Source organism: Flavisphingopyxis soli (assembly GCF_007995095.1).
In the GTDB taxonomy this organism is placed as follows: Bacteria; Pseudomonadota; Alphaproteobacteria; order Sphingomonadales; family Sphingomonadaceae; genus Flavisphingopyxis; species Flavisphingopyxis soli.
Window position 1 is genome coordinate 110,952 of record NZ_VOPY01000004.1, and the last position, 19,614, is coordinate 130,565.

A 19,614-nucleotide genomic window follows, 5' to 3' on the forward strand; every position below is an offset into this window, starting at 1 on the left:
GGACCTCTCCCGCCTTAGAGCTGGCGCTCGACCATCAGCTTCTTGGTCTCGGCGATCGCGCGCGCCGGGTTCAGGCCCTTGGGACAGGCGTTGGCGCAGTTCATGATCGTGTGGCAGCGATAGAGGCGATAGGGATCCTCAAGCTCGTCGAGCCGCTCGCCGGTCATTTCGTCGCGGCTGTCGGCGAGCCAGCGATAGGCCTGGAGCAGGATCGCGGGGCCGAGGAACTTGTCGCTGTTCCACCAGTAGCTCGGGCAGCTGGTCGAGCAGCAGGCGCACAGGATGCACTCGTAAAGCCCGTCGAGCTTGGCGCGGTCCTCGGGGCTCTGCAGCCGTTCCTTGCCCGAAGGCGGCGGCGTGACGGTCTTGAGCCACGGCTGGATCGACGCATATTGCGCGTAGAAATGCGTGAAATCGGGGACGAGGTCCTTGATCACTTCCATGTGCGGCAGCGGCGTGATCGTGACGGTCGACTTGCAGTCCTCGATCGCGGTGGTGCAGGCGAGGCCGTTCTTGCCGTCGATGTTCATCGAGCACGATCCGCAGATGCCTTCGCGGCACGAACGGCGGAAGGTCAGGCTGGGGTCCTGTTCGGACTTCATCTTGATCAGCGCGTCGAGCACCATCGGGCCGCAATCGTCGGTATCGATCTCGAACGTGTCGTAGCGCGGATTCTCTCCGCTGTCGGGATCGTAGCGATAGACCTTGAAGCCGCGCGTCTTGCCCGCGCCGTTGGCGGCAGCGTGACGCTTGCCGTTCTTTTTGATCTTGCTGTTCGCGGGCAAAGTGAATTCGGCCATGTCTTCGATCGTCCTGATAGGGTGCGAGCTATGCGGGTAGCCAAAAGCGCCGCCTGGCTCAACGACCAAATGCTTTCATTTGGCGGCTGCCGGGTTATGGATCGGCACGACCAGCGTGCGGGGCGCGGTTCACGATCACCCGTGGGGAGCACCCTTGCGTATCTGTTTCCTGTTCAACCACGACCAGCCGCACCAGGTTGCGCACAGCCTGCCGATCGCGCGCGCGATGGCGGCGCGCGGGGCGCACGAGGTCGTGCTGGCTGTGACTCACGACGCGGTCGAGCGCGAAGTCCGGCGCCTGCTCGGCGCCGATCAGGCGCGCGTGACGATTATCAGCCTGCGGACCCGGGGGCTGGTCCGGCGCTCGGCGGCGCGCCTGCTCGACCCGCTGTTTCCTGCGCGGCGGCTGGCGATCTATCGCGACAATCTCGACTTCTTTCGGGGATTCGACGTGCTCGTCGTCTCCGAAAAGACGTCGCTCGTGCTCAAGTCGCGCTATGGGCTCGATCGGCTAAAAATGGTCCACAGCCGCCATGGCGCGGGTGATCGGGCGATCGGTTTCGACAAGGCGAGCGCCCGCTTCGATCTCGTCCTCGTCTCGGGTCCCAAGATCCGCGATCGGCTGATCGCCGAGGCCGGGGTCGATCCCGCCAAGATCGCGCTCATCGGCTACGTCAAGTTCGACATCGAACCGCGGCCCCTTGATCTGGGCTTTGCCGATCCGGCGCGTCCGACCGTCATCTATAATCCGCATCCCTCGCCGCATCTGTCGTCATGGTATCGTTTCGGACCATCTGTGCTGCGCCAGTTTGCCGCGAGCGATCGCTACAACCTGATCTTCGCGCCGCATGTCATGCTGTTCCAGCGCCGCTTCAACTTCGCGCTCGACCGGCTGTCGGCAGCGCGCGCGGTGCCGCCGGGGCGCGAATTTACCGACCTGCCCAACCTGCATATCGACCTGGGTAGCACGCGCAGCGTCGACATGAGCTATGTCCGCGCCGCCGATATCTATCTCGGCGACGTCAGCAGCCAGGTGTACGAATTCCTTGCTCGCCCGCGCCCGTGCCTGTTCCTCGATGCGCACGACACCGACTGGCGCGGCGATCCCAACTACCTCCACTGGCAGGCGGGCCCGGTCATCGACGACGTGGGCGATATCATCGCCGCTACCGACGCCGCCGTGGCGAGCCATCCCGACTATCTCGCCCGCCAGCGCGAACTGCTCGCGGCGACCTTTGCGGGTAGTGATCGCCCTGCGTCGGAGCGGGCCGCCGACGCGATCGAGGCGCTGGCATGAGCAAGATCGCGGTCCTGCTTCACGACTGTTCGCTCGGCGGGACCGAACGCGTCGCGCTCGAGCTGGCGCACGAATGGAGCAAGGCAGGGCGCAAGGTCGTGCTGCTGCTCGGCCACGACCGCGGCGCCTTCGCGGGAATGGTCGATCCCGATATCGAGATCGTCACGGCACCCGGACCCATGCGGCGCGGTCGCGGACAGGTCGCCCGGCTGGGCCGCTGGGCCGCCGAAGAATTGGCCGACCGGCCTGACGTGACCGCATTGTTCATACCGGGCAATTATCATTTCCCGGCGATTCGAGCGATCCGGGCACGCAATCCGGACCTCCACATCATTGCAAAGATCAGCAATATTCTCGACCGGCCCGATCGACCCGCCTGGCGCCGCGGCGGCTTTGCCATGATCACGCGCCGGCGGCTGGCGGGCGTCGATGTCATCACCGTCCTGGGAGAATCGCTCCGCGCCGACGCCGAAACGGTCTTCGGTCGGGATGTACGGATCGTGGTTGCTTTCGATCCCTGCCGCGCGGCCGCCGTTCCTGCGCCGAGCCATCCACCGGGAACTGGCTTGATCGCCGTCGGGCGGCTCGTCGGTCAGAAGAACATCGTGCTGCTGGTCGACGCCATGGCGCAACCCAGCCTGGCCGCGCGACATCTGTTGATCGTCGGAGACGGCCCGCAACGCGGCGTATTGGAACTTCGGGCCCGAACGCTGGGCATCGCGGACCGAATCGAATTCGTCGGTATCCGGCACGATGTCAGTGCGATGATGGAGGCCTCGGCGCTGTTGCTGCTGAGTTCGCTTTACGAAGGCTATCCCGCCGTCGCGATCGAGGCGCTCGCAGCAGGTATCGGCGTCGTAACGACCGACTGCACCCCGGCGATGGACGAAATACTTCCGAGCCCGTCGCTTGGCTGCATCGTGAGGTCGCTTAATCCGGCAGACTTCGCGCTTGCGGTCGCGGCCCAGCTTGACGGTGTTGCGTTCGATCGTGACGCCGCCGCACCGGTTGTTTCACGCCATCGGCCCGACCTTGCCGCGGGCCGTTATCTCGCGCTGTGCGACGGACAGGCGGCTGCGGCATGAGCGACCGTAGCGGCCTGAGGCGCGTCGGCGGCAACATCGCCGCGCTGGTCACCGGCAAGGCGGGGGCGGGGCTGCTCAGTGTCGTGACGCTGGCGATCGTCGCGCGCCGGCTGGGGGTCGAGAATTACGGCGTGCTGACGCTGGTCCACGGCTATGTCACGCTGATCGGCAGCGTCGTTGCGTTTTCGGGCTGGCACGGGCTGGTGCGCTATGGCGGCGAGGCGCTCCATCGCGGCGATCATGGCCGCTTCCTGCGGCTGGTCGGATTCCTGTCGCTGATCGAGCTCGGCTTCGCGATCGTCGCGATCGCGCTCGCGGTGCTGCTCGTCCCGCTGGTCGGGCCGCGGCTCGGCTGGCCGCCCGACGCGATCCGCTTCGCGCCATTTTACTGCATCGCGGTGCTGGCGACGGTGCGCGCGACGCCGCAGGGCATTCTCCAGCTCGCCGACCGCTTCGACCTGATCGGCCTGCACCAGATCGTCATGCCGGTCGTCCGGCTGGTCGGCGCGCTGATCGCCTGGGCAATGGGCGGCGGCCTGACCGCCTTCTTCCTCGTCTGGCTGGCAGGCGCGCTGGCCGAGGGGATTTCGATGTGGCTGTTCGCGCTGGGCCGGCTGCCCGGACTCGTGCGCGATTATGACCGCCCGCTTGGCTCGTCGCTCAGGCCCCGTGCGATTCGCCGCGACAATCCCGGCATCCTGCCCTTTATCGCGACGACCAATGCCGACCTGACGCTGCAGGAATTCGCGCCCAACGCGGTGCCGCTGGTGATCGGCTGGGTGCTCGGCCCCGCCGCAGTCGGCCTGTTCGCGCTATCGCTGCGCGTCAGCAACGTCATCATGCAGCCCGCGCGGATGATGGGCCAGGCGAGCTATGCGGTGATCGCCGACCTCATCCGGCGCAAACGCTTTGCCGAACTGTCGCAAACCGTGTGGCGCAGCGTCGCGATCGCGACCGCGCTGGCGGGCGTCCTCGTTGCGGTCATCGCATTGTTCGCGCCGACGATATTGACGCTGCTCGGCGGGGCGAGCTTTGCCGGCGGCGCGGTCCTGTTGATCATCGTCGCGGCGGGCCGCGCCCTGCAGGCGGGCGCGCCGGTGCTGATCGCGACCTTGACCGCGTTCGGGCGGCCGGGTCGATCAATCATGGTCAACCTGTCGGCCAGCCTCGTTTTCCTTGCGGTACTGCCGCTGCTGCTCGCGCGGCTCGGGGTCGAGGGCGCGGGATTGCAGGTGTTGCTGCAGGCCGTCGCGACGATCGCGGCGCTGACATGGCTGGTGCGGCGCTTGCTCGCCGATCCGCCCGAAATGCCCGACGATGCGCCCGAGGTGTCGTCATGACTGCGCCCGATCTTGCCGGGCGGCGCGTTTTCGTTTTCGCCAAGGGCTTCGCCCCCGACGAAGGCGGGATGCAGACCTACGCCGCAGGCGTAGCGCATGGCTATGCGGCGCTGGGGGCAAGCGTGACCGTTTTTAGCCAGACCTCGATCGGCCCGCGCGTTTTCGAAGCCGATGGCCTGCGGCTCGTCGATATCGGGCCGGGCAAGTCGCCGCTGGTGATCGCGCGGCTGCGCGCGGCGGTCCGGCGAGAGATGCGCGCGAACGGTGCGCCCGATTTCGTCCATGCGACGACCTGGCGGACAGCGGTGATCGCGCGGCTCGCGGGGCTGGCTTTTGCCGTCACCGTCCATGGCCGCGAGATGGCGCGTACGCAGGGGCTTGCGGCGATGGTGATGCGCCATGTCCTCGCCCGCGCGGAGCGGATCGTCGCGGTCAGCCATTATACGCGCCGCGTCCTGCTCGTGCGTTTTCCCGAACTCACCGAGCGGACCGTCATTGCGTGGAACGGTTGCGACAGCGATCCGGCCTCGGCGTGCGGCCCCAAGGACACCGATCCGCCGCTGGTCCTGACCCTGTGCCGGATCGAGCCGCGCAAGAATGTCGCGACGGCGATAGGCGCGGTGGCGGCGTGCAACAGCCCCGCGATCCGCTGTCATTATATCGTCGCCGGGCGGGGTCCCGACCTCGCCAAGATCCGCGCGCAGGCCGAGCGGTTGTCGCAAGGGCAGGCGATCCGGATCGCGGGCTTCGTCTCCGATGACGAGATGGCCACGCTCTACCACCGCGCGGCGATCTTCCTCCACCCGCAGATCGCGGTCGAGCAGGGGCGCGATTTCGAAGGCTTCGGTATCGCGATCGCCGATGCGATGGCCGCCGGATGCGCGTGCATCGTCGGGCGCGACGGCGGCACCCCCGAACTCGTCGAAGACGGGGTGTCGGGGATAGTCGTCGATGGCCATGACGGCGAGGAGGTCGGCGCGGCGCTCAGGATGCTGCTCGACGATACCGAGCGATGCCGGGCGATCGGCACGGCGGCGCGGACGCGCGCGGCGCGCTTCACCTGGGATCGCCATGTCCGGATCGCGCTCGGCACGATTCCCGGCGACTAGCGCGCGGCGAGGATCGTCTCGGCGAGCGCGAGGTCGGCGGGCTTGTCGACGTCGATGCACGCCTCGGGCTGCGGCATCGCAACCAGTTTCGCGTCGATGCCGTGGCGCCGTCCGATCCGTGCAATCGCGTCGGGCAGGGTGACGAGGCGCAGCACTGCGGCGATCAATATGGCCGGCCCGAACGCCGATATGACGCGCCAGCCCTTCTTGCGATCCTGTTCGACGTCGCGCCAGATCGCGATCAGCGGCAGGACCGCCTCGCCGCCGATCCAGAACAGGTTGGCACCCGACCAGGCGCCGCCACGGAATTTGAGCCAGCTGCGTTGTGACTTGGGATAGGCGCTGAGCAGCGTGCACCGCTCGACCATCGCGATGCCAAGGTCGTGCGGCTGCGCGGCGGCGAGGAAATGGTCGACCATCGCGCCGGTCAGCAAGGCATTGTCGGCGGTCGTCACCAGCATCGGCGCCGCCCCCTGATTGATCAGCCGGGCGATCGTCGCCGCGATCGTCGGCAGCGAGGGGGCAAAGACGATGCGCGAATCGTTCGCCATCCAGGCGCAGGCGGGATCGTCTTGCAGCGCCGCGAAATCCTGCGCGACGACGACGATGCGGCCGATGTCCCGATGATCGGCGAGAACGCGCACGACACGCGAGACCATCGCTTCGCCCGCAACCGGAATCAGCGCCTTGGCATCGACACCGAGCGAACGCGCGAACGGGTCGCCGCCGGGCCGCTCTCCGGCGAGGACGATCGCGGTCGCCGTCACTGTGCGGGGAGGTCCGCGACGCGGTGGAGGAATGCTGCGCTGTCGGCGAGGACGCGGCCCTTCGACCGGAACGGCCGCGACAGCGCCATGATGATATCCTCATGGTCGAGCCCGGGATACTCCTTGACCTCGCCGTCGCGCCCGGCGGCCTTGAGCGCCTTGGCGAGATCATAGGCATTGTGCGGCTTGACCGTGGTGTCGGCGCTGCCCGTGATCAGCAGCATCGGCGGTGATGCGGCCGAGACGTAATGGATCGGCTGGGTGATCTCGGCCGGGCGCGCCTTGCCCATCGCGTTGATCGACGATTCCTTGTCGAGCGGTAGGAAGTTGTAGGGGCCCGACAGGCCCGCCACACCCTTGATCGCCGACATCGGTACGCCGCTGGCGGCAAGATATTCGGGATCGAGCGCGATCATCGCGGCGATATGCGCGCCCGCCGAATGGCCGGCGAGGACGATCCGGTCGGGATCGGCGCCGTAGCGCGCGGCAAGGCTGCGGGCCTTGGCGACTGCCGCTGCGCCGTCTTCGAGAAAGTCGGGAAAGACGTGGTCGGGGACCAGCCGATAGCTTGGCACTGCAACAACGAACCCCTGTGCGGCATAAGCGCGCCCGGCAAAGCCATAGCTTTCGCGGTTGCCCTGGTACCAGCCGCCGCCGTGGAAAAAGACGAGCAGCGGCCGGGGCTTTCCGGTCGCTTCGGCGGGGGCATAGATATCGAGCTTCTGGCGCGGATCGGAGCCATAGGCGACATCGCTTGCGACCTTGCGCGTGGCCGCATCGCCCGCCCAGGCGCTGTCGATGATATCGAGCTGGCGCGGCGGCTCGTGACTGAGCAGCCAGACCAGCGCCGCGCCCGCGACAACGATGAGGGCGATCGCGATACGCAGCATGTTTCTTCCTTTGATCATGGCACTTTCGCGCGATCATGACGTTATCCCTTCAATGCGCAAGACCTGGCTTATCGTGAACATCGACAGTGGCAGCTACGACGCGACGGCGTGCGATCGCGTCGGCGACGCGCTCGCCGCGAAGGGTTGGCCGTGCGATCGCGTCGTGCAGTTCCCGCAGGACGATCTGCCCGATCGCGCGATGCTCGAACGCGAAGGTGTCGATACGATCGCGATCTATACCGGTGACGGCACGATCAATTCGCTGGCGAGCGCGCTCGAAGGCTGGGCGGGCGAGCTGCTCGTCCTGCCCGGCGGCACGCTCAACCTGCTGTCGAAAAAGCTCCACGGCGACCGCTCGGTCGAGGATATCGTCGCCGATCTCGACGGCGCGCGAACGGTGCGGCCGCCGGTCATCCGCGGCGGCGGCATAACCGCGCTGGTCGGCGTCATCGTCGGCCCGACGACCGTCTGGGGCGAGGTCCGCGAGCAGGCCCGCCATCTCGACGTATCGGCCTTGGTCGAGACGGTGCCCAATGCGGTTTCCGAAACCTTTGGCGATGACAGCGTTCGCCTTGCCGGGGCCGAGCAAGGCTATCCGGCGCTCAACCTGACCCCGCTCGAGGACCGGATTTTCGTCCAGGGGTTTCTGACCGACAATGCGGCGCAGGTGCTCAGCCACGGATTTGCCTGGCTCGGCGGCGATTTTCGCAACGGCCCGCACGACGACCTGGGCCATCACGGCGAGGTCGCGATCGAAGGATCGGGCGAGATCGGCATGCTCTACGACGGCGAGCGCGGCGAGATCGTCTCGGGGACGAAATTTACCCCCGGCACGCTTGACCTTGGATTGCTGGCGACCGACACCGCTTGACCATGATCAAACTTTTTCATGTCAGCGACATCCATTTCGGCGTCGAAGACCCGATGGCGCACGGCTGGTTCAAGGAGTGCGTTGCGCGCGAAAAGCCCGATGGCATCGCGCTGACCGGCGATATCACGCAGCGCGCGACGCTGGGCCAGTTCGCCGCCGCGACGCGCTGGATCGCCTCGCTCGAAGCGCCGGTCAAGGTCGAGATCGGCAATCACGACATGCCCTATTACGACCCGGTCGAGCGCGCCTTTGCGCCCTATCGGCGTTTCCTGACGTTGCAGAAAGCGGTCGAACGGCCGATCGACCTGCCCGGCGTGTCGCTCGTTTCACTGCGATCGACGTCGCGCGCGCAGTGGCGGACCAACTGGTCGCGCGGGATCATTCGCCCCGCCGCGCTCGCCGGGACGCTCGCCAGAATCGCTGCGGTGCCCAAGGGCGACATGATCATCGTCTGCACCCACCATCCGCTCGTTGAGACCAACACCAAGGGCGAGGTGCTGACGCGCCATGGCGAACATGCCCTGTGCGCACTCGCCAAGGCAGGGGTCCACGCGATCCTGACCGGCCATGTCCACGACGCCTTCGACCTCACGCACCCGACCCCCGACGGCCCGATCCGCATGATCGGCGCGGGCACGCTGTCGCGCCGCGTCCGTTCGACCCCGCCGAGCTTCAACGAGCTGACGATCGAGAACGGCATGATCAAGGTGCGCGCGCGCAATGTCGCGGAACTGGAGACTTCGGCAGTCCAGATCGACGACATCCCGCCCGATGCAGAGCCGCCGGAGGCGGGTGACCGGGTCGCCCCGGCCGCGACGCTGGTCGAGGATCGCAGCGCATAGAAAAAGGGCGGCCCCGCGGGACCGCCCTTTTCTTGTAGCGTATCGGTTCGCGTTAGCGCTTCGAGAACTGGAAGCTCTTGCGCGCCTTGGCCCGGCCGTACTTCTTGCGCTCGACGACGCGGCTGTCGCGGGTCAGGAACCCGGCCGTCTTGATCGTCGCGCGAAGCTTGGGCTCGAACTTGCTCAAGGCCTGCGAGATGCCGTGCTTGACCGCGCCGGCCTGGCCCGAAAGCCCGCCGCCCTTGACCGTAGCGACGACGTCGTACTGGCCACGACGGTCGGTGATGTCGAACGGCTGGTTGATGATCAGGCGCAGCGTCGGACGGGCGAAGAATTCCGCCTGGTCACGGCCGTTGACGGTGATCTTGCCGGTGCCGGGCTTGACCCAGACGCGGGCGACCGCGTCCTTGCGACGACCGGTCGCATAAGCGCGGCCCTGGGCGTCGAGTTCCTGCTCGCGAATCGGTGCAGGAGCGCCGCCGCCGCCATCGGTCGCGGGGTTATATTCGGCAGGCGCTTCGGCCTCTGCAACGGCAGTATCGCCACCGGTTGCAGGTGCTTCGGCTGCGGCAGGCGTGCCGCCGGCGATGTCCTTGAGGTCCGCCAGCGACTGGCGGGTGTCTTCGATCTTGTCGGCCATTATGCGCCCACCTTGTTCTTGCGGTTCATCGAAGCGACGTCGAGCACGGTTGGCTCCTGTCCTTCATGCGGATGCTCGGAGCCCTTGTAGACGCGCAGGTTGCGCATCTGCTGGCGACCCAGCGGGCCGCGCGGGATCATGCGTTCGACCGCCTTTTCAAGGATACGCTCGGGGAAACGACCCTCGAGGATCTTGCCGGCAGGCGTCTCTTTCAGGCCGCCGACATAGCCGGTGTGCTTGTAATAGATTTTCTTCTTCAGCTTATCGCCGGTGAAGCGCACCTTTTCGGCGTTGATGACGATGACATTGTCACCGCAATCGACGTGCGGGGTGAAGCTCGGCTTGTGCTTGCCGCGCAGCAGGTTGGCGATGATCGTCGCAACGCGGCCGACAACGAGGCCTTCGGCGTCGATCAACACCCAGTTCTTTTCGACCGTACCGGCATTGGCCGACTTGGTCGTTTTCATCAGCGCCTTCATGGGCCTGAACTCCTCAAAAATGATATCGCGACCGTCAGGCGTATGCGCCGGGCGGTCAAAACAAACGCCGCCCGGAACGGACGGCGCGTTGTTGAGCGAGCCAATGGCCCTCGTTCGCTGCTATGTCAAGCTGGAAGCGGCTTTGCTGACAGGTATTCAAATACCTTGAGGATCAAGCGGGGTCAATGTCCGCGTTTTGCGGCTCAGCGCACGACCGTCGGCCCGGCCGGCGGTGTCGCGCTGTTCGATCCGCGTTGCCAGCCCGGTTGCGCGATCGATCGAATAGGTGATCGCGCTGACGATGGCCAAAGCCTGGTTGCCGTCGTCGCCCGCGCGGACGGTACGCGTCGTTTCGTCTATCTGCATGCTCGCGGCATCGCTGGCGACGATCTCGAGATGGGTCTTGGCGCTGACCGGAGCATCGGTCAGGTCCCGGCCTCTGGTCTGGAGCTCGGCGGGTGCTTGCCCGACCTGGCTTTGCGCGAATTGCAGAAGCGGGCGGACCTCTTCGAACAAGAGCTGCGTCATCGCCTCGTCGTCGAGCTGGGCCATGCGTGCGACCGCAGCGCGCGCAATGGCGACGTCGCCGCCATTGGCCCCGTTGCGCGCGATCTCGTCGACCAGGCGGTCGAATGCAGCCCGCACTGCGACCGGATCGTCGAGATAGACGGTGTGACCGTCCGCCGACAGGTGATAGCCGATCGTCATGCCGAGCAGCGGCCGCAGCGCGGCGCGAAAGGCCGTGACCATCTTTGCGGGGGCGTCGGCGGAGACGTCGGTCAGCGTAACGTCGAGATGAAAGCCGCGTCCGGCGCGTGCGAATTGCAGCCGGTAGCGCCGCGAAAAGCTCAGCTCCTCGCCCGACGGGCCGGGCTGGGCCTGGTCGATGCGATAGTCGAGCGGACGGTCGAGCGGCGGGGCGAAGGGCAGGCTGATCGGGGCGACAGGCGCGGCGGCCGCATCGCCCGCTTCGTGCGCGGCCACCGCGGCGGGGGAACACGCCGCAAGTCCCGCGATCAGGATGGCAATCGGCATATTGGCGGCCATCATGCCATCCGGGTCTGGTTGCCGATCCGGTGCGCGCACAATGTTGCCGCGACGACCAACAGCGCGGCGACGAGCTGATGCGCGACCGCGATGTCGATCACGACGCCGCTCATCACCGTCGCGATGCCGAGGCCGATCTGGATGACGAGCAGCGTCTTGAGTGCGATCGGCGCGCCGCGCGCACCGGCGCGCATCGCGCGGATTGAGAGGACGACGAGCGCGGCGGCGGCGACCCATGCCCACCAGCGATGGACAAATTGCACCCAGACGGGACTGTCGACGAAGGCACCGAGGCCCCATGGCGCAATCGAAGGCAGGAAACCGCCAGCCGACATTGCCGGCCAGTCGGCCGAGGCGTGGCCGGCGTCGAGCCCGGCGGTGAACGCGCCCCACAATAACTGGAGGGCGAAAATGCCGAGCACGATCGCGGCGATCGCGGTCATCCGCGCCGGGCGCGCGGCGGGGTTGCGCGCCAGTGCCCTGAGGTCGGCGGCGGTCCAGACGAGCCCGCCGAGGACGAACAGCGCGGTCATCAGGTGCACCGCGAGGCGATAATGGCTGACGTCGATGCGGCCGACGAGGCCCGATTTGACCATCCACCAGCCGATCGCGCCCTGCAGTCCGCCGAGCGCGAGCAGCGCGACCAGCCGCAAGCCGTAACCCCTGGGGATGGCGCGGCGCAGCGCGAACCAGATCAGCGGCAGCGCGAAGGCGAGGCCGATCACGCGGCCGAGCAGGCGGTGGAGCCACTCCCAGAAAAAGATCGCCTTGAACGCACCCAATGTCATCGACTGGTTGACCGTCTGATATTCGGTGGTTTGCTGGTACAGCGCGAATTCGTGCAGCCAGTCGGCCTGCGACAGCGGCGGCAACGCGCCGGTGATCGGCTTCCATTCGGTGATCGACAGGCCCGATTCGGTCAGCCGGGTAATCCCGCCGACGACGACCATCGTGACGACGAGAGCGGCGACCGCAAGCAACCAGCGCGCGAGCTGCAACGGCTGCGTTGCCGTGTTCAGGGCCATGGGTTCGATCGGTTGGGCGGCGGTTTTCACGATTGCGCCTTATCGCCGCGAACGCGCGCGGCCAAGTGTTTCCCTTCGACGACTCCCTTATACGACGAGGCCGCAGCATTGGCCCGCATGATATATTGTAACTTCGACCGCTCCGTGCCATATAGCGCCCACCACGAAGATCTGACCCCGAAGGAACGGCTTTTGCGCCTTGTCATGGCCAAATTGCAGAATGGCGCATTTGCCCCGCTCGCCGACCGCTGGCGGCGCAGCCGGTTCGCGCGCAATTTCGACGAGATGGCGATCACCCTGTCGGGCCTGTGCCTTGTCCATTGCGTGCTGAGCGCGCTGCTCCTCGCGATGGTCGCGTCGACCGGCAGCGTCCTGCTGTCGCCCGGCATTCACGAATTCGGCCTCGGCCTTGCGATCCTGTTCGGCGCGGCGAGCCTCGGCCCCGGCCTGATGCGGTCCGACACGCGCATGCCGGGCCTGATCGGCCTCGTCGGCATCACGTTGATGGGCATCGGCCTCGTCATGAGCATCGTTTACGATTCGCACAGCGCGGAGATTTTCTTCACGCTGCTCGGGGTAGCGACGGTCGCGCTGGCACACGGGCTCAACGCGACGCCCGCCTGCGACTGAGGCGCTACGCGGCTGGCGCCAAGCTTGCCGATCGCTGCGCGCAGGCCTAAATGGGTCGCATGGCAAATCCGCAACCTTCCTCGCCGACGGCCACGCACCACGTCCATGGCGGCGCATCGCTTGCATCGGCGGCGCGCGCGTCGCTTGAAGCAGCGGGCGAGCAGTGGACCGAGATGCGCGGCGCGATCTTCGATGCGGTATCGCATCATGCCAAGCCCGCTTCGGCCTATGACATTGCCGACATCGTTTCGAGCGCGCGCGGCAAGCGTGTCGCGCCCAACACCGTCTATCGCATCCTCGACCTGTTCGTTGAGACCAACCTCGTCCGGCGAGTCGAAAGCACCAACGCGTTCATCGCCAACGAACATCCCGGCTGCCTGCACGACTGCATCTTCCTGATTTGCGACAATTGCGGCCAGACGACGCATATCGACGACGACAATGCGGCCAGTGGTGTGCGCGAAGCAGCCAAGCGCAAGGGCTTTGCCCCGGCGCGGCCGGTCATCGAAGTGCACGGCCGCTGCGACGATTGCGAGTGACGCACGAAGGCACGGGTTTTCATCGACTTGGCGGATAACCGCCGATAAGGTCGCTGCCATGACCCACCGCCCCGATACTCCATTGCTCGATACGGTCGATGTCCCGGCCGATCTCAGGAAACTCAAACCCGGCCAGTTGCGCCAGTTCGCCGACGAACTGCGCGACGAGGTGATCTCTGCGGTCTCGGTGACCGGCGGGCATCTCGGCGCGGGACTCGGCGTCGTCGAACTGACGACCGCGATTCACTATGTTTTCAACACGCCCGAGGATCGGCTCGTCTGGGACGTCGGCCACCAATGCTATCCGCACAAGATCCTGACCGGACGCCGCGACCGGATTCGCACGCTGCGCCAGGGCGGCGGCCTCAGCGGCTTCACCAAGCGCTCCGAGAGCGAATATGACGCGTTCGGCGCGGCGCACAGCTCGACGAGCATTTCGGCCGCGCTCGGTTTTGCCGTCGCCAACAAGCTGACCGACAGACCGGGCAAGGGCATTGCTGTAATCGGCGACGGCGCGATGTCGGCGGGCATGGCGTACGAGGCGATGAACAATGCCGAACAGGCGGGCAATCGCCTCGTCGTCATCTTGAACGACAACGACATGTCGATCGCGCCGCCGGTCGGCGGGCTCAGCGCCTATCTCGCGCGCGCGGTGTCATCGAGCGAATATCTCGGCCTCAGGAGTCTCGCCAAGCGGCTGGCCTCGAAGATCCATCGCCGCGTCTACAACGCCGCCGAAAAGGCCGAGGAATTCGCCCGCGGCATGGCGACCGGCGGGACATTGTTCGAAGAGCTCGGCTTTTATTATGTCGGGCCGATCGACGGGCACAATCTCGACCATCTGATCCCCGTCCTCGAAAATGTCCGCGACAGCGACCAGGGCCCGATCCTCGTCCATGTCGTGACCAAGAAGGGCAAGGGCTATGCCCCCGCCGAGGCGTCGGCCGACAAATATCACGGCGTTGCCAAGTTCGACGTCGTCACCGGCAAGCAGGACAAGGGCAAGGGCGGCGGCCCGCCCGCCTATCAGAACGTCTTCGGCGAAACGCTCGCCAAGCTGGCCGACAGCGACGATCGCATCTGCGCGATTACCGCGGCGATGCCGTCGGGCACCGGGGTCGACAAGTTCAACCAGGCGCATCCCGACCGCGCCTTCGACGTCGGTATCGCCGAACAGCATGCGGTGACCTTTGCCGCGGGCCTCGCCGCGCAGGGCATGCGTCCGTTCTGCGCGATCTATTCGACATTTCTCCAGCGCGCCTATGACCAGGTCGTCCACGACGTCGCGATCCAGAACCTGCCGGTCCGTTTTGCGATCGACCGCGCCGGATTGGTCGGTGCCGACGGCGCGACGCACGCCGGATCGTTCGATCTCGCCTATCTGTGCACCTTGCCCAATTTCGTCGTCATGGCGCCGTCGGACGAGGCCGAGCTGGTTCACATGACCAAGACCTGCGTCGAGCATGACAGCGGCCCGATCGCGGTGCGCTATCCGCGCGGCAATGGCACCGGGGTGGCGCTGCCCGAAGTTCCCGAAGTCCTTGAAATCGGCAAGGGCCGCATCGTTCGCCAGGGCAAGAAGGTCGCGATCCTGTCGCTCGGCACGCGCCTCGCCGAAGCGCTCAAGGCCGCCGACACGCTCGACGCCAAGGGCCTCTCGACCACCGTCGCCGACCTGCGTTTCGCCAAGCCGCTCGACGAGGCATTGATCCGCAAGCTACTGACAAGTCACGAAGTTTGCGTCACCGTGGAAGAGGCCGCGGTCGGCGGCTTCGGCGCGCATGTGCTGACAATGGCGAGCGACGCCGGGCTGATCGATGCCGGGCTCAAGCTGCGCACGATGCGCCTTCCAGATATCTTCCAGGACCAGGACAATCCCGACAAGCAATATGCCGATGCGGGGCTCGACGCGGCGGGGATTGTCGACACCGTATTGAAGGCGCTGCGCCACAACAGCACCGCGGTCGGCGAAGCGGGCGCGATCGCCTGAACGTAAAAGGGTGACAGCAAAAGGGCGTCGCAAGCGCGACGCCCTTTTGGCTTTTCAATCGTGAGCGAGGCTTAGCCTGCGGGGATTGCCGCGGTGGCTTCCTGGCCGGCGCCTTCGGGCGCGGCGATGATCGTCTGGGTCAGCGTGCCCTTGGCGACGGTGAAGGTCTGCGGATCGCCGACATTGCTGCGGATGCCCGGGTCGCTGCGGCCGTCGTCGGCGCGGCTGATGATGCTGGCTTCGGTCGCGCTGCGCGGGGCGCTGCCGCCGAACAGGGCTTCGAGCGCCTGCTGCTGCGACGAATCGACACCGGCGGGCGCGCCGGGCTGCGGCGGGACCAGCGCGAAATCGGGCGGCACGACGAGCGGCGCCTGGCGCGCAACGGCATATTCGTCGGGCGTGTTGCGGCCACCCATCGCGCACCCGGCAAGGCCGAGCGCTGCGGTGACGAGGACGGCGGTGGCAAGTTTACGCATATTCAATCTCCCTGGCCCGCCGATGCGGCGGGCGGATGGCTTGGGTCTATCGTCTTAGATTTCGCGCGATCATGCAAGAGCGCGCGTGCGACGAGCAGCAGCACGCCGATCGTGATTGCAGCATCGGCGAGGTTGAAGATCATGAACGGGCTGTAGCCGCCGACGTGAAAATCGGCGTAATCGACGACATAGCCCAGGCGGACGCGGTCGATGATGTTGCCGATCGCGCCGCCGAGGATGATCGCCAGCGCGATGATGTCGCCGCGCAGTTTTTCCTTGAAGATCCAGATCACGACGCCGAGCGATATCGCCGCGGTCAGCGCGACGAGACCCCAGCGCATTGCCTCGCTGTCGGCCTGCAGCATGCCGAGCGAGACGCCGTAGTTCTCGGCATATTGCAGGCGGAAGAACGAGACGAGCTCGATCGGGTCGCCGATCCGCGCCTGCAGCGCAAGCGGGCCGGTGACGAACAGCTTGATCAGCTGGTCGGCGGCGACGATTGCCATCGTGACGAACGCGCCGATCCAGCGCGAATGCGCGATGCGCGCGGGAGTCAGGGTCGAATCGATCATTGTTTCGCTCATGTGTCGGCCAATACGCTGTCGCAGCGATCGCACAAAGCGCCGTCTTGCGTCACCTCGGGGAGAAGGCGCCAGCAGCGGCCGCATTTGGCGTTGTCGGTGCGGGTGATTTTCGCGGCGCCTTCCTCGGCGACCGAAACGATGCACAGTTCGGCAAATTCGTCGGACGACAGGCCCAGCTCTGCGAACGGGTAGACGACATCGGCCTCAAGGCTCGAGCGGATGATCTTTTCGCGGCGCATAGGTTCGATTTCCTCGACGACCGCCTCGCGCGCGGCGATGATGCGGCCCCATTTGGTCGCAAGCTCTTCGTCGCGCCAGGCGCTGTCGACCTCGGGCCATTCGAGCAGATGGACGCTGTCGCTGTCGGGGGTGCGCGTCTGCCAGATTTCCTCGGCGGTGAAGGGGATCACCGGCGCGGCATAGCGGACGAGCGCGTGGAACAATGTGTCGAGCACGCTGCGATAGGCGCGGCGCTTGGCCGATCCCTGCGGCAGCGCGGGGCCGACGTCGCAATAGAGGCAGTCCTTGCGGATATCGAAGAAGAACGCGCTCAGATCGTCCTGCGCAAAGGTCGTCAGGACGCGCAGATAGCGGCTGAACTGGAAGCCGTCGACGCTCGCGCGCAGCTCGGCATCGACCTCGGCGAGGCGGTGGAGGATATAGCGTTCGAGCTCGGGCATGTCGGCGGGGGCGACGCGCTCGCTCTCGTCGAAATCGGACAGCGCGCCGAGCAGGTAGCGGAAGGTGTTGCGCAGCTTGCGATAGCTGTCGCTCGCGCCGCTCAAGACTTCCTTGCCGACCTTGACGTCGTCGAAGGTGTCGGTGCTGGCGACCCACATGCGCAGGATGTCGGCGCCGCTTTCGTCCATGACCTTCAACGGATCGACGACGTTGCCGGTCGATTTCGACATCTTGCGGCCGTTGCCGTCCAATGCAAAACCGTGCGTCAGCACCGCGTCGTATGGCGCGCGGCCACGCGTGCCGCAGCTTTCGAGCAGGCTCGACTGGAACCAGCCGCGATGCTGGTCGCTGCCTTCGAGATAGAGGTCGGCGCGCACGCCCTTGCCGTAGCGTGCCTCGATAACGAAGGCGTGCGTGCTGCCCGAATCGAACCAGACGTCGAGGATGTCGGTGACCGGCGTCCAGTCGTCGAGGCTGTAGTCGGGGCCGAGCAGGGCGGCATGGTCGGCGGTGAACCAGGCATCGGCGCCGGCGTTTTCGAACGCGGCAAGGATGCGCGCGTTGACGCCGTCGTCGCGCAGATACTGGCCATCGTCGTTGATATAGAGCGCGATCGGCACGCCCCAGGCGCGCTGGCGGCTGATCACCCAGTCGGGGCGGCCTTCGACCATCGAGCGGATGCGGTTCTTCGACCGTTCGGGGACCCAGCGGACGCGTTCGATCGCGTCAAGTGCGGTCTCGCGCAGCGTCTCGCCATTGCCCTGTACGGCGCGGATTTCGGCCTCGTCGGCGCAGCGCGGCACCTGGCGGTCGACGGGCACGTCCATCGCGATGAACCACTGCGGTGTCGCGCGGAAGATGATCTTGGCCTTCGAGCGCCAGCTGTGCGGGTAGCTGTGGTTGAAATCGTCCGACGCGGCGAGCAGTGCGCCCGCGGCGCGCAGGTCCGAACAGATCGGCCCCTCGGGCGAATTGAACGCCTTGTTGATCACCGACCCCTGGCCGCCGAGCCAGGCCCAGTCGTCGGCATATTTGCCGTCGCCTTCGACCGCGAAGACGGGGCTCAGGCCATTTTCGCGGCACAGCAGGAAATCGTCCTCGCCATGGTCGGGCGCCATGTGGACGAGGCCCGTGCCCGCTTCGGTGGTGACGAACGACGAACCGTCGAGGAACGGGCGCGGCTTGGCAAAGAAGCCGCCGAGTTTGTGCATGGGATGGAGGGCGATTGTTCCAGCGAGGTCGGAGTCCCGGAAGATGGACGTTTTTCGATCGGGTCCAAACTCCCGCGGTACGAAGTTTCCTTGCACGGTTTGCTCGCCGGTCTTTTCGATCCCGCTAACCACATCTTCGGAGTTCATCTGCGAGAGTTCGACTTCTACCTCGTACTCGCCCGAGTTCGGGAGTCGTTTTAGATCGGCCTGCAGGCGGGCTTTGAACTGAGGCAGCAACTCATAGGCCACCAAGAATTTTTTCCCTGCCCATGCGGGCTTGGAGAATGCGTCGCTCGAATCTGTTCTTTCGCGATAAACGTCGGCGACGACCAACCAGTAATCAATCTCAGAACCATAGGCGATCGCCTGGTTGACCGGGATCGTCCACGGCGTCGTCGTCCAGATGACGGCATGCGCGCCGACCAATTCGGGCGCATTCGGCGCCTCGACGATCTCGAACGCGACATCGATCTGCGTCGAGACGATGTCCTCATATTCGACCTCGGCCTCGGCGAGCGCGGTCTTTTCGACGGGGCTCCACATCACCGGCTTGGCGCCGCGATAGAGCTGGCCGGTTTCGGCGAACTTGAGCAGTTCGGCGACGATCGCGGCCTCGGCCTCGAACTTCATCGTCAGGTACGGATCGTCCCAGTCGCCCTGGATGCCGAGCCGTTCGAACTGCGCGCGCTGGACCGCAACCCATTTGGCAGCATATTCGCGGCACTCGGCGCGGAACTCGGCGGCGGGGACGGCGTCCTTGTCGAGCTTCTTCTTGCGATAGGCTTCCTCGATCTTCCACTCGATCGGCAGGCCGTGGCAATCCCAGCCGGGCACGTACGGTGCATCCTTGCCGAGCAGGCTTTGCGTGCGCGTGACGAGGTCCTTGAGCACCTTGTTGAGCGCGTGGCCCATGTGGATGTCGCCATTGGCGTAAGGCGGGCCGTCGTGGAGAATGAAGCGGGTCCGGCCTTCGCGGGCTTCGCGCAGCTTTCCGTACACATCGTCGGCCTGCCATTTGGCGAGGATCGCCGGTTCCTTCTGCGCAAGGCCCGCTTTCATCGGAAAGTCGGTCTTCGGCAGGAAGACGGTGTCTTTATAGTCGGGCTTGGCTGGTGTGTCGGTCATTGTCGGTGCGTTTAGCGGGGAGTCGCGGGCTTGGGAACAGGCGAGCTTGTCTATGATCGTCATTGCGAGCGGGGAAGCCGCGCGGCAATCTCCGCGAAGCCGAAACCTAGCCCTTCCCACCAGCCCAGCGTGGTCGGCTAACTTACCCTCACGGGAGATTGCTTCGCTTCGCTCGCAATGACGGAG

At 66.1% G+C, this 19,614-nt stretch carries 19 protein-coding genes; 9 read left to right on the forward strand and 10 right to left on the reverse strand.

Annotated elements, in window-relative coordinates; genetic code table 11:
• Positions 1-14: 14 nt before the first annotated feature.
• A complete protein-coding gene (locus tag FSZ31_RS12505) occupies positions 15-800 on the reverse strand; it encodes a succinate dehydrogenase iron-sulfur subunit (protein WP_147123745.1) in 786 nt (261 codons plus the stop codon).
• Positions 801-954: 154 nt separating this feature from the next.
• On the opposite strand from FSZ31_RS12505, the gene FSZ31_RS12510 reads away from it, so the two are divergent.
• Genes FSZ31_RS12510 through FSZ31_RS12525 form a run of 4 tightly spaced genes read left to right on the forward strand, consistent with a single transcriptional unit; the run spans position 955 to position 5,631 of the window.
• Positions 955-2,097, forward strand: a complete 1,143-nt coding sequence (locus FSZ31_RS12510) for a hypothetical protein (RefSeq protein WP_147123746.1) — start codon at positions 955-957, stop codon at positions 2,095-2,097.
• Positions 2,094-3,182 carry a glycosyltransferase gene (locus FSZ31_RS12515; protein ID WP_147123747.1) on the forward strand — a complete coding sequence of 363 codons (1,089 nt, stop codon included), beginning with the start codon at positions 2,094-2,096 and terminating at the stop codon, positions 3,180-3,182. Before FSZ31_RS12510 ends, FSZ31_RS12515 begins: the two co-directional genes overlap by 4 nt.
• Entirely contained in the window at positions 3,179-4,522 is a 1,344-nt protein-coding gene (locus FSZ31_RS12520; RefSeq protein WP_147123748.1) for a lipopolysaccharide biosynthesis protein, read from the forward strand. Before FSZ31_RS12515 ends, FSZ31_RS12520 begins: the two co-directional genes overlap by 4 nt.
• Entirely contained in the window at positions 4,519-5,631 is a 1,113-nt protein-coding gene (locus FSZ31_RS12525) for a glycosyltransferase family 4 protein (protein WP_161596029.1), read from the forward strand. The genes FSZ31_RS12520 and FSZ31_RS12525 overlap by 4 nt, the downstream gene beginning before the upstream one ends.
• Here the strand turns inward: FSZ31_RS12525 and FSZ31_RS12530 are convergent.
• Both FSZ31_RS12530 and FSZ31_RS12535 read right to left on the reverse strand, forming a co-directional pair.
• Positions 5,628-6,398 carry a nucleotidyltransferase family protein gene (locus tag FSZ31_RS12530; protein WP_147123750.1) on the reverse strand — a complete coding sequence of 257 codons (771 nt, stop codon included), beginning with the start codon at positions 6,396-6,398 and terminating at the stop codon, positions 5,628-5,630. The genes FSZ31_RS12525 and FSZ31_RS12530 overlap by 4 nt on opposite strands.
• Positions 6,395-7,306 carry an alpha/beta hydrolase gene (locus FSZ31_RS12535; RefSeq protein ID WP_201739186.1) on the reverse strand — a complete coding sequence of 304 codons (912 nt, stop codon included), beginning with the start codon at positions 7,304-7,306 and terminating at the stop codon, positions 6,395-6,397. Before FSZ31_RS12535 ends, FSZ31_RS12530 begins: the two co-directional genes overlap by 4 nt.
• A 34-nt stretch (positions 7,307-7,340) precedes the next feature.
• Here FSZ31_RS12535 and FSZ31_RS12540 point away from each other — a divergent pair, with 34 nt between their 5' ends.
• Together FSZ31_RS12540 and FSZ31_RS12545 are read left to right on the forward strand one after the other, a co-directional pair.
• Positions 7,341-8,159, forward strand: a complete 819-nt coding sequence (locus FSZ31_RS12540; RefSeq protein ID WP_161596030.1) for a diacylglycerol kinase family protein — start codon at positions 7,341-7,343, stop codon at positions 8,157-8,159.
• A gap of 2 nt (positions 8,160-8,161) precedes the next feature.
• Positions 8,162-9,001: a metallophosphoesterase family protein gene (locus FSZ31_RS12545; RefSeq protein ID WP_147123753.1), complete on the forward strand. Its 840-nt coding sequence runs from the start codon at positions 8,162-8,164 to the stop codon at positions 8,999-9,001.
• A 52-nt stretch (positions 9,002-9,053) separates the two neighbouring features.
• Here the strand turns inward: FSZ31_RS12545 and rpsI are convergent, their stop codons facing one another.
• From rpsI to FSZ31_RS12565, 4 genes are all read right to left on the reverse strand, one after another.
• Positions 9,054-9,629: a 30S ribosomal protein S9 gene (rpsI, locus tag FSZ31_RS12550; protein WP_147123798.1), complete on the reverse strand. Its 576-nt coding sequence runs from the start codon at positions 9,627-9,629 to the stop codon at positions 9,054-9,056.
• Between the two features lie 11 nt (positions 9,630-9,640).
• Positions 9,641-10,120, reverse strand: a complete 480-nt coding sequence (rplM, locus tag FSZ31_RS12555; RefSeq protein WP_147123754.1) for a 50S ribosomal protein L13 — start codon at positions 10,118-10,120, stop codon at positions 9,641-9,643.
• Positions 10,121-10,276: 156 nt separating this feature from the next.
• Positions 10,277-11,155, reverse strand: coding sequence for a hypothetical protein (locus FSZ31_RS12560; protein WP_161596031.1), 879 nt, complete (start codon positions 11,153-11,155; stop codon positions 10,277-10,279).
• Between the two features lie 11 nt (positions 11,156-11,166).
• Positions 11,167-12,192 (reverse strand): COX15/CtaA family protein, encoded by a 1,026-nt coding sequence (locus FSZ31_RS12565; protein ID WP_147123799.1) that lies wholly within the window; start codon positions 12,190-12,192, stop codon positions 11,167-11,169.
• A gap of 204 nt (positions 12,193-12,396) precedes the next feature.
• Between FSZ31_RS12565 and FSZ31_RS12570 the strand changes: the two genes are divergently transcribed.
• From FSZ31_RS12570 to dxs, 3 genes are read left to right on the forward strand one after another with little or no spacing between them, the layout of a single operon-like run.
• Positions 12,397-12,822, forward strand: coding sequence for a MerC domain-containing protein (locus tag FSZ31_RS12570; protein WP_147123756.1), 426 nt, complete (start codon positions 12,397-12,399; stop codon positions 12,820-12,822).
• Between the two features lie 59 nt (positions 12,823-12,881).
• On the forward strand, positions 12,882-13,361 hold the full coding sequence (locus FSZ31_RS12575; RefSeq protein WP_147123757.1) for a Fur family transcriptional regulator: 480 nt from the start codon (positions 12,882-12,884) through the stop codon (positions 13,359-13,361).
• 58 nt (positions 13,362-13,419) lie between these two features.
• On the forward strand, positions 13,420-15,351 hold the full coding sequence (gene dxs / locus FSZ31_RS12580; RefSeq protein WP_147123758.1) for a 1-deoxy-D-xylulose-5-phosphate synthase: 1,932 nt from the start codon (positions 13,420-13,422) through the stop codon (positions 15,349-15,351).
• 71 nt (positions 15,352-15,422) lie between these two features.
• On the opposite strand, the gene FSZ31_RS12585 is transcribed toward dxs, so the two are convergent.
• Genes FSZ31_RS12585 through ileS form a run of 3 tightly spaced genes read right to left on the reverse strand, consistent with a single transcriptional unit; the run spans position 15,423 to position 19,428 of the window.
• Complete coding sequence (locus tag FSZ31_RS12585; protein ID WP_147123759.1) at positions 15,423-15,827, reverse strand: DUF3035 domain-containing protein; 405 nt, start codon at positions 15,825-15,827, stop codon at positions 15,423-15,425.
• A 2-nt stretch (positions 15,828-15,829) separates the two neighbouring features.
• Positions 15,830-16,411: a signal peptidase II gene (lspA, locus tag FSZ31_RS12590; RefSeq protein WP_408021665.1), complete on the reverse strand. Its 582-nt coding sequence runs from the start codon at positions 16,409-16,411 to the stop codon at positions 15,830-15,832.
• Positions 16,408-19,428 carry an isoleucine--tRNA ligase gene (gene ileS, locus FSZ31_RS12595; protein WP_147123760.1) on the reverse strand — a complete coding sequence of 1,007 codons (3,021 nt, stop codon included), beginning with the start codon at positions 19,426-19,428 and terminating at the stop codon, positions 16,408-16,410. The genes lspA and ileS overlap by 4 nt, the downstream gene beginning before the upstream one ends.
• Between the last annotated feature and the right edge of the window lie 186 nt (positions 19,429-19,614).

Excerpts from the sequence above, each read along its gene's own strand:
- FSZ31_RS12505 (WP_147123745.1), bottom strand. The coding sequence starts at position 800 with ATGGCCGAATTCACTTTGCCCGCGAACAGCAAGATCAAAAAGAACGGC.
- FSZ31_RS12515 (WP_147123747.1), top strand. The coding sequence starts at position 2,094 with ATGAGCAAGATCGCGGTCCTGCTTCACGACTGTTCGCTCGGCGGGACC.
- FSZ31_RS12520 (WP_147123748.1), top strand. The coding sequence starts at position 3,179 with ATGAGCGACCGTAGCGGCCTGAGGCGCGTCGGCGGCAACATCGCCGCG.
- FSZ31_RS12525 (WP_161596029.1), top strand. The coding sequence starts at position 4,519 with ATGACTGCGCCCGATCTTGCCGGGCGGCGCGTTTTCGTTTTCGCCAAG.
- FSZ31_RS12535 (WP_201739186.1), bottom strand. The coding sequence starts at position 7,306 with ATGATCAAAGGAAGAAACATGCTGCGTATCGCGATCGCCCTCATCGTT.
- FSZ31_RS12540 (WP_161596030.1), top strand. The coding sequence starts at position 7,341 with ATGCGCAAGACCTGGCTTATCGTGAACATCGACAGTGGCAGCTACGAC.
- FSZ31_RS12545 (WP_147123753.1), top strand. The coding sequence starts at position 8,162 with ATGATCAAACTTTTTCATGTCAGCGACATCCATTTCGGCGTCGAAGAC.
- rplM (WP_147123754.1), bottom strand. The coding sequence starts at position 10,120 with ATGAAGGCGCTGATGAAAACGACCAAGTCGGCCAATGCCGGTACGGTC.
- FSZ31_RS12560 (WP_161596031.1), bottom strand. The coding sequence starts at position 11,155 with ATGCCGATTGCCATCCTGATCGCGGGACTTGCGGCGTGTTCCCCCGCC.
- FSZ31_RS12565 (WP_147123799.1), bottom strand. The coding sequence starts at position 12,192 with ATGGCCCTGAACACGGCAACGCAGCCGTTGCAGCTCGCGCGCTGGTTG.
- FSZ31_RS12570 (WP_147123756.1), top strand. The coding sequence starts at position 12,397 with ATGGCCAAATTGCAGAATGGCGCATTTGCCCCGCTCGCCGACCGCTGG.
- FSZ31_RS12575 (WP_147123757.1), top strand. The coding sequence starts at position 12,882 with ATGGCAAATCCGCAACCTTCCTCGCCGACGGCCACGCACCACGTCCAT.
- dxs (WP_147123758.1), top strand. The coding sequence starts at position 13,420 with ATGACCCACCGCCCCGATACTCCATTGCTCGATACGGTCGATGTCCCG.
- FSZ31_RS12585 (WP_147123759.1), bottom strand. The coding sequence starts at position 15,827 with ATGCGTAAACTTGCCACCGCCGTCCTCGTCACCGCAGCGCTCGGCCTT.
- lspA (WP_408021665.1), bottom strand. The coding sequence starts at position 16,411 with ATGAGCGAAACAATGATCGATTCGACCCTGACTCCCGCGCGCATCGCG.
- ileS (WP_147123760.1), bottom strand. The coding sequence starts at position 19,428 with ATGACCGACACACCAGCCAAGCCCGACTATAAAGACACCGTCTTCCTG.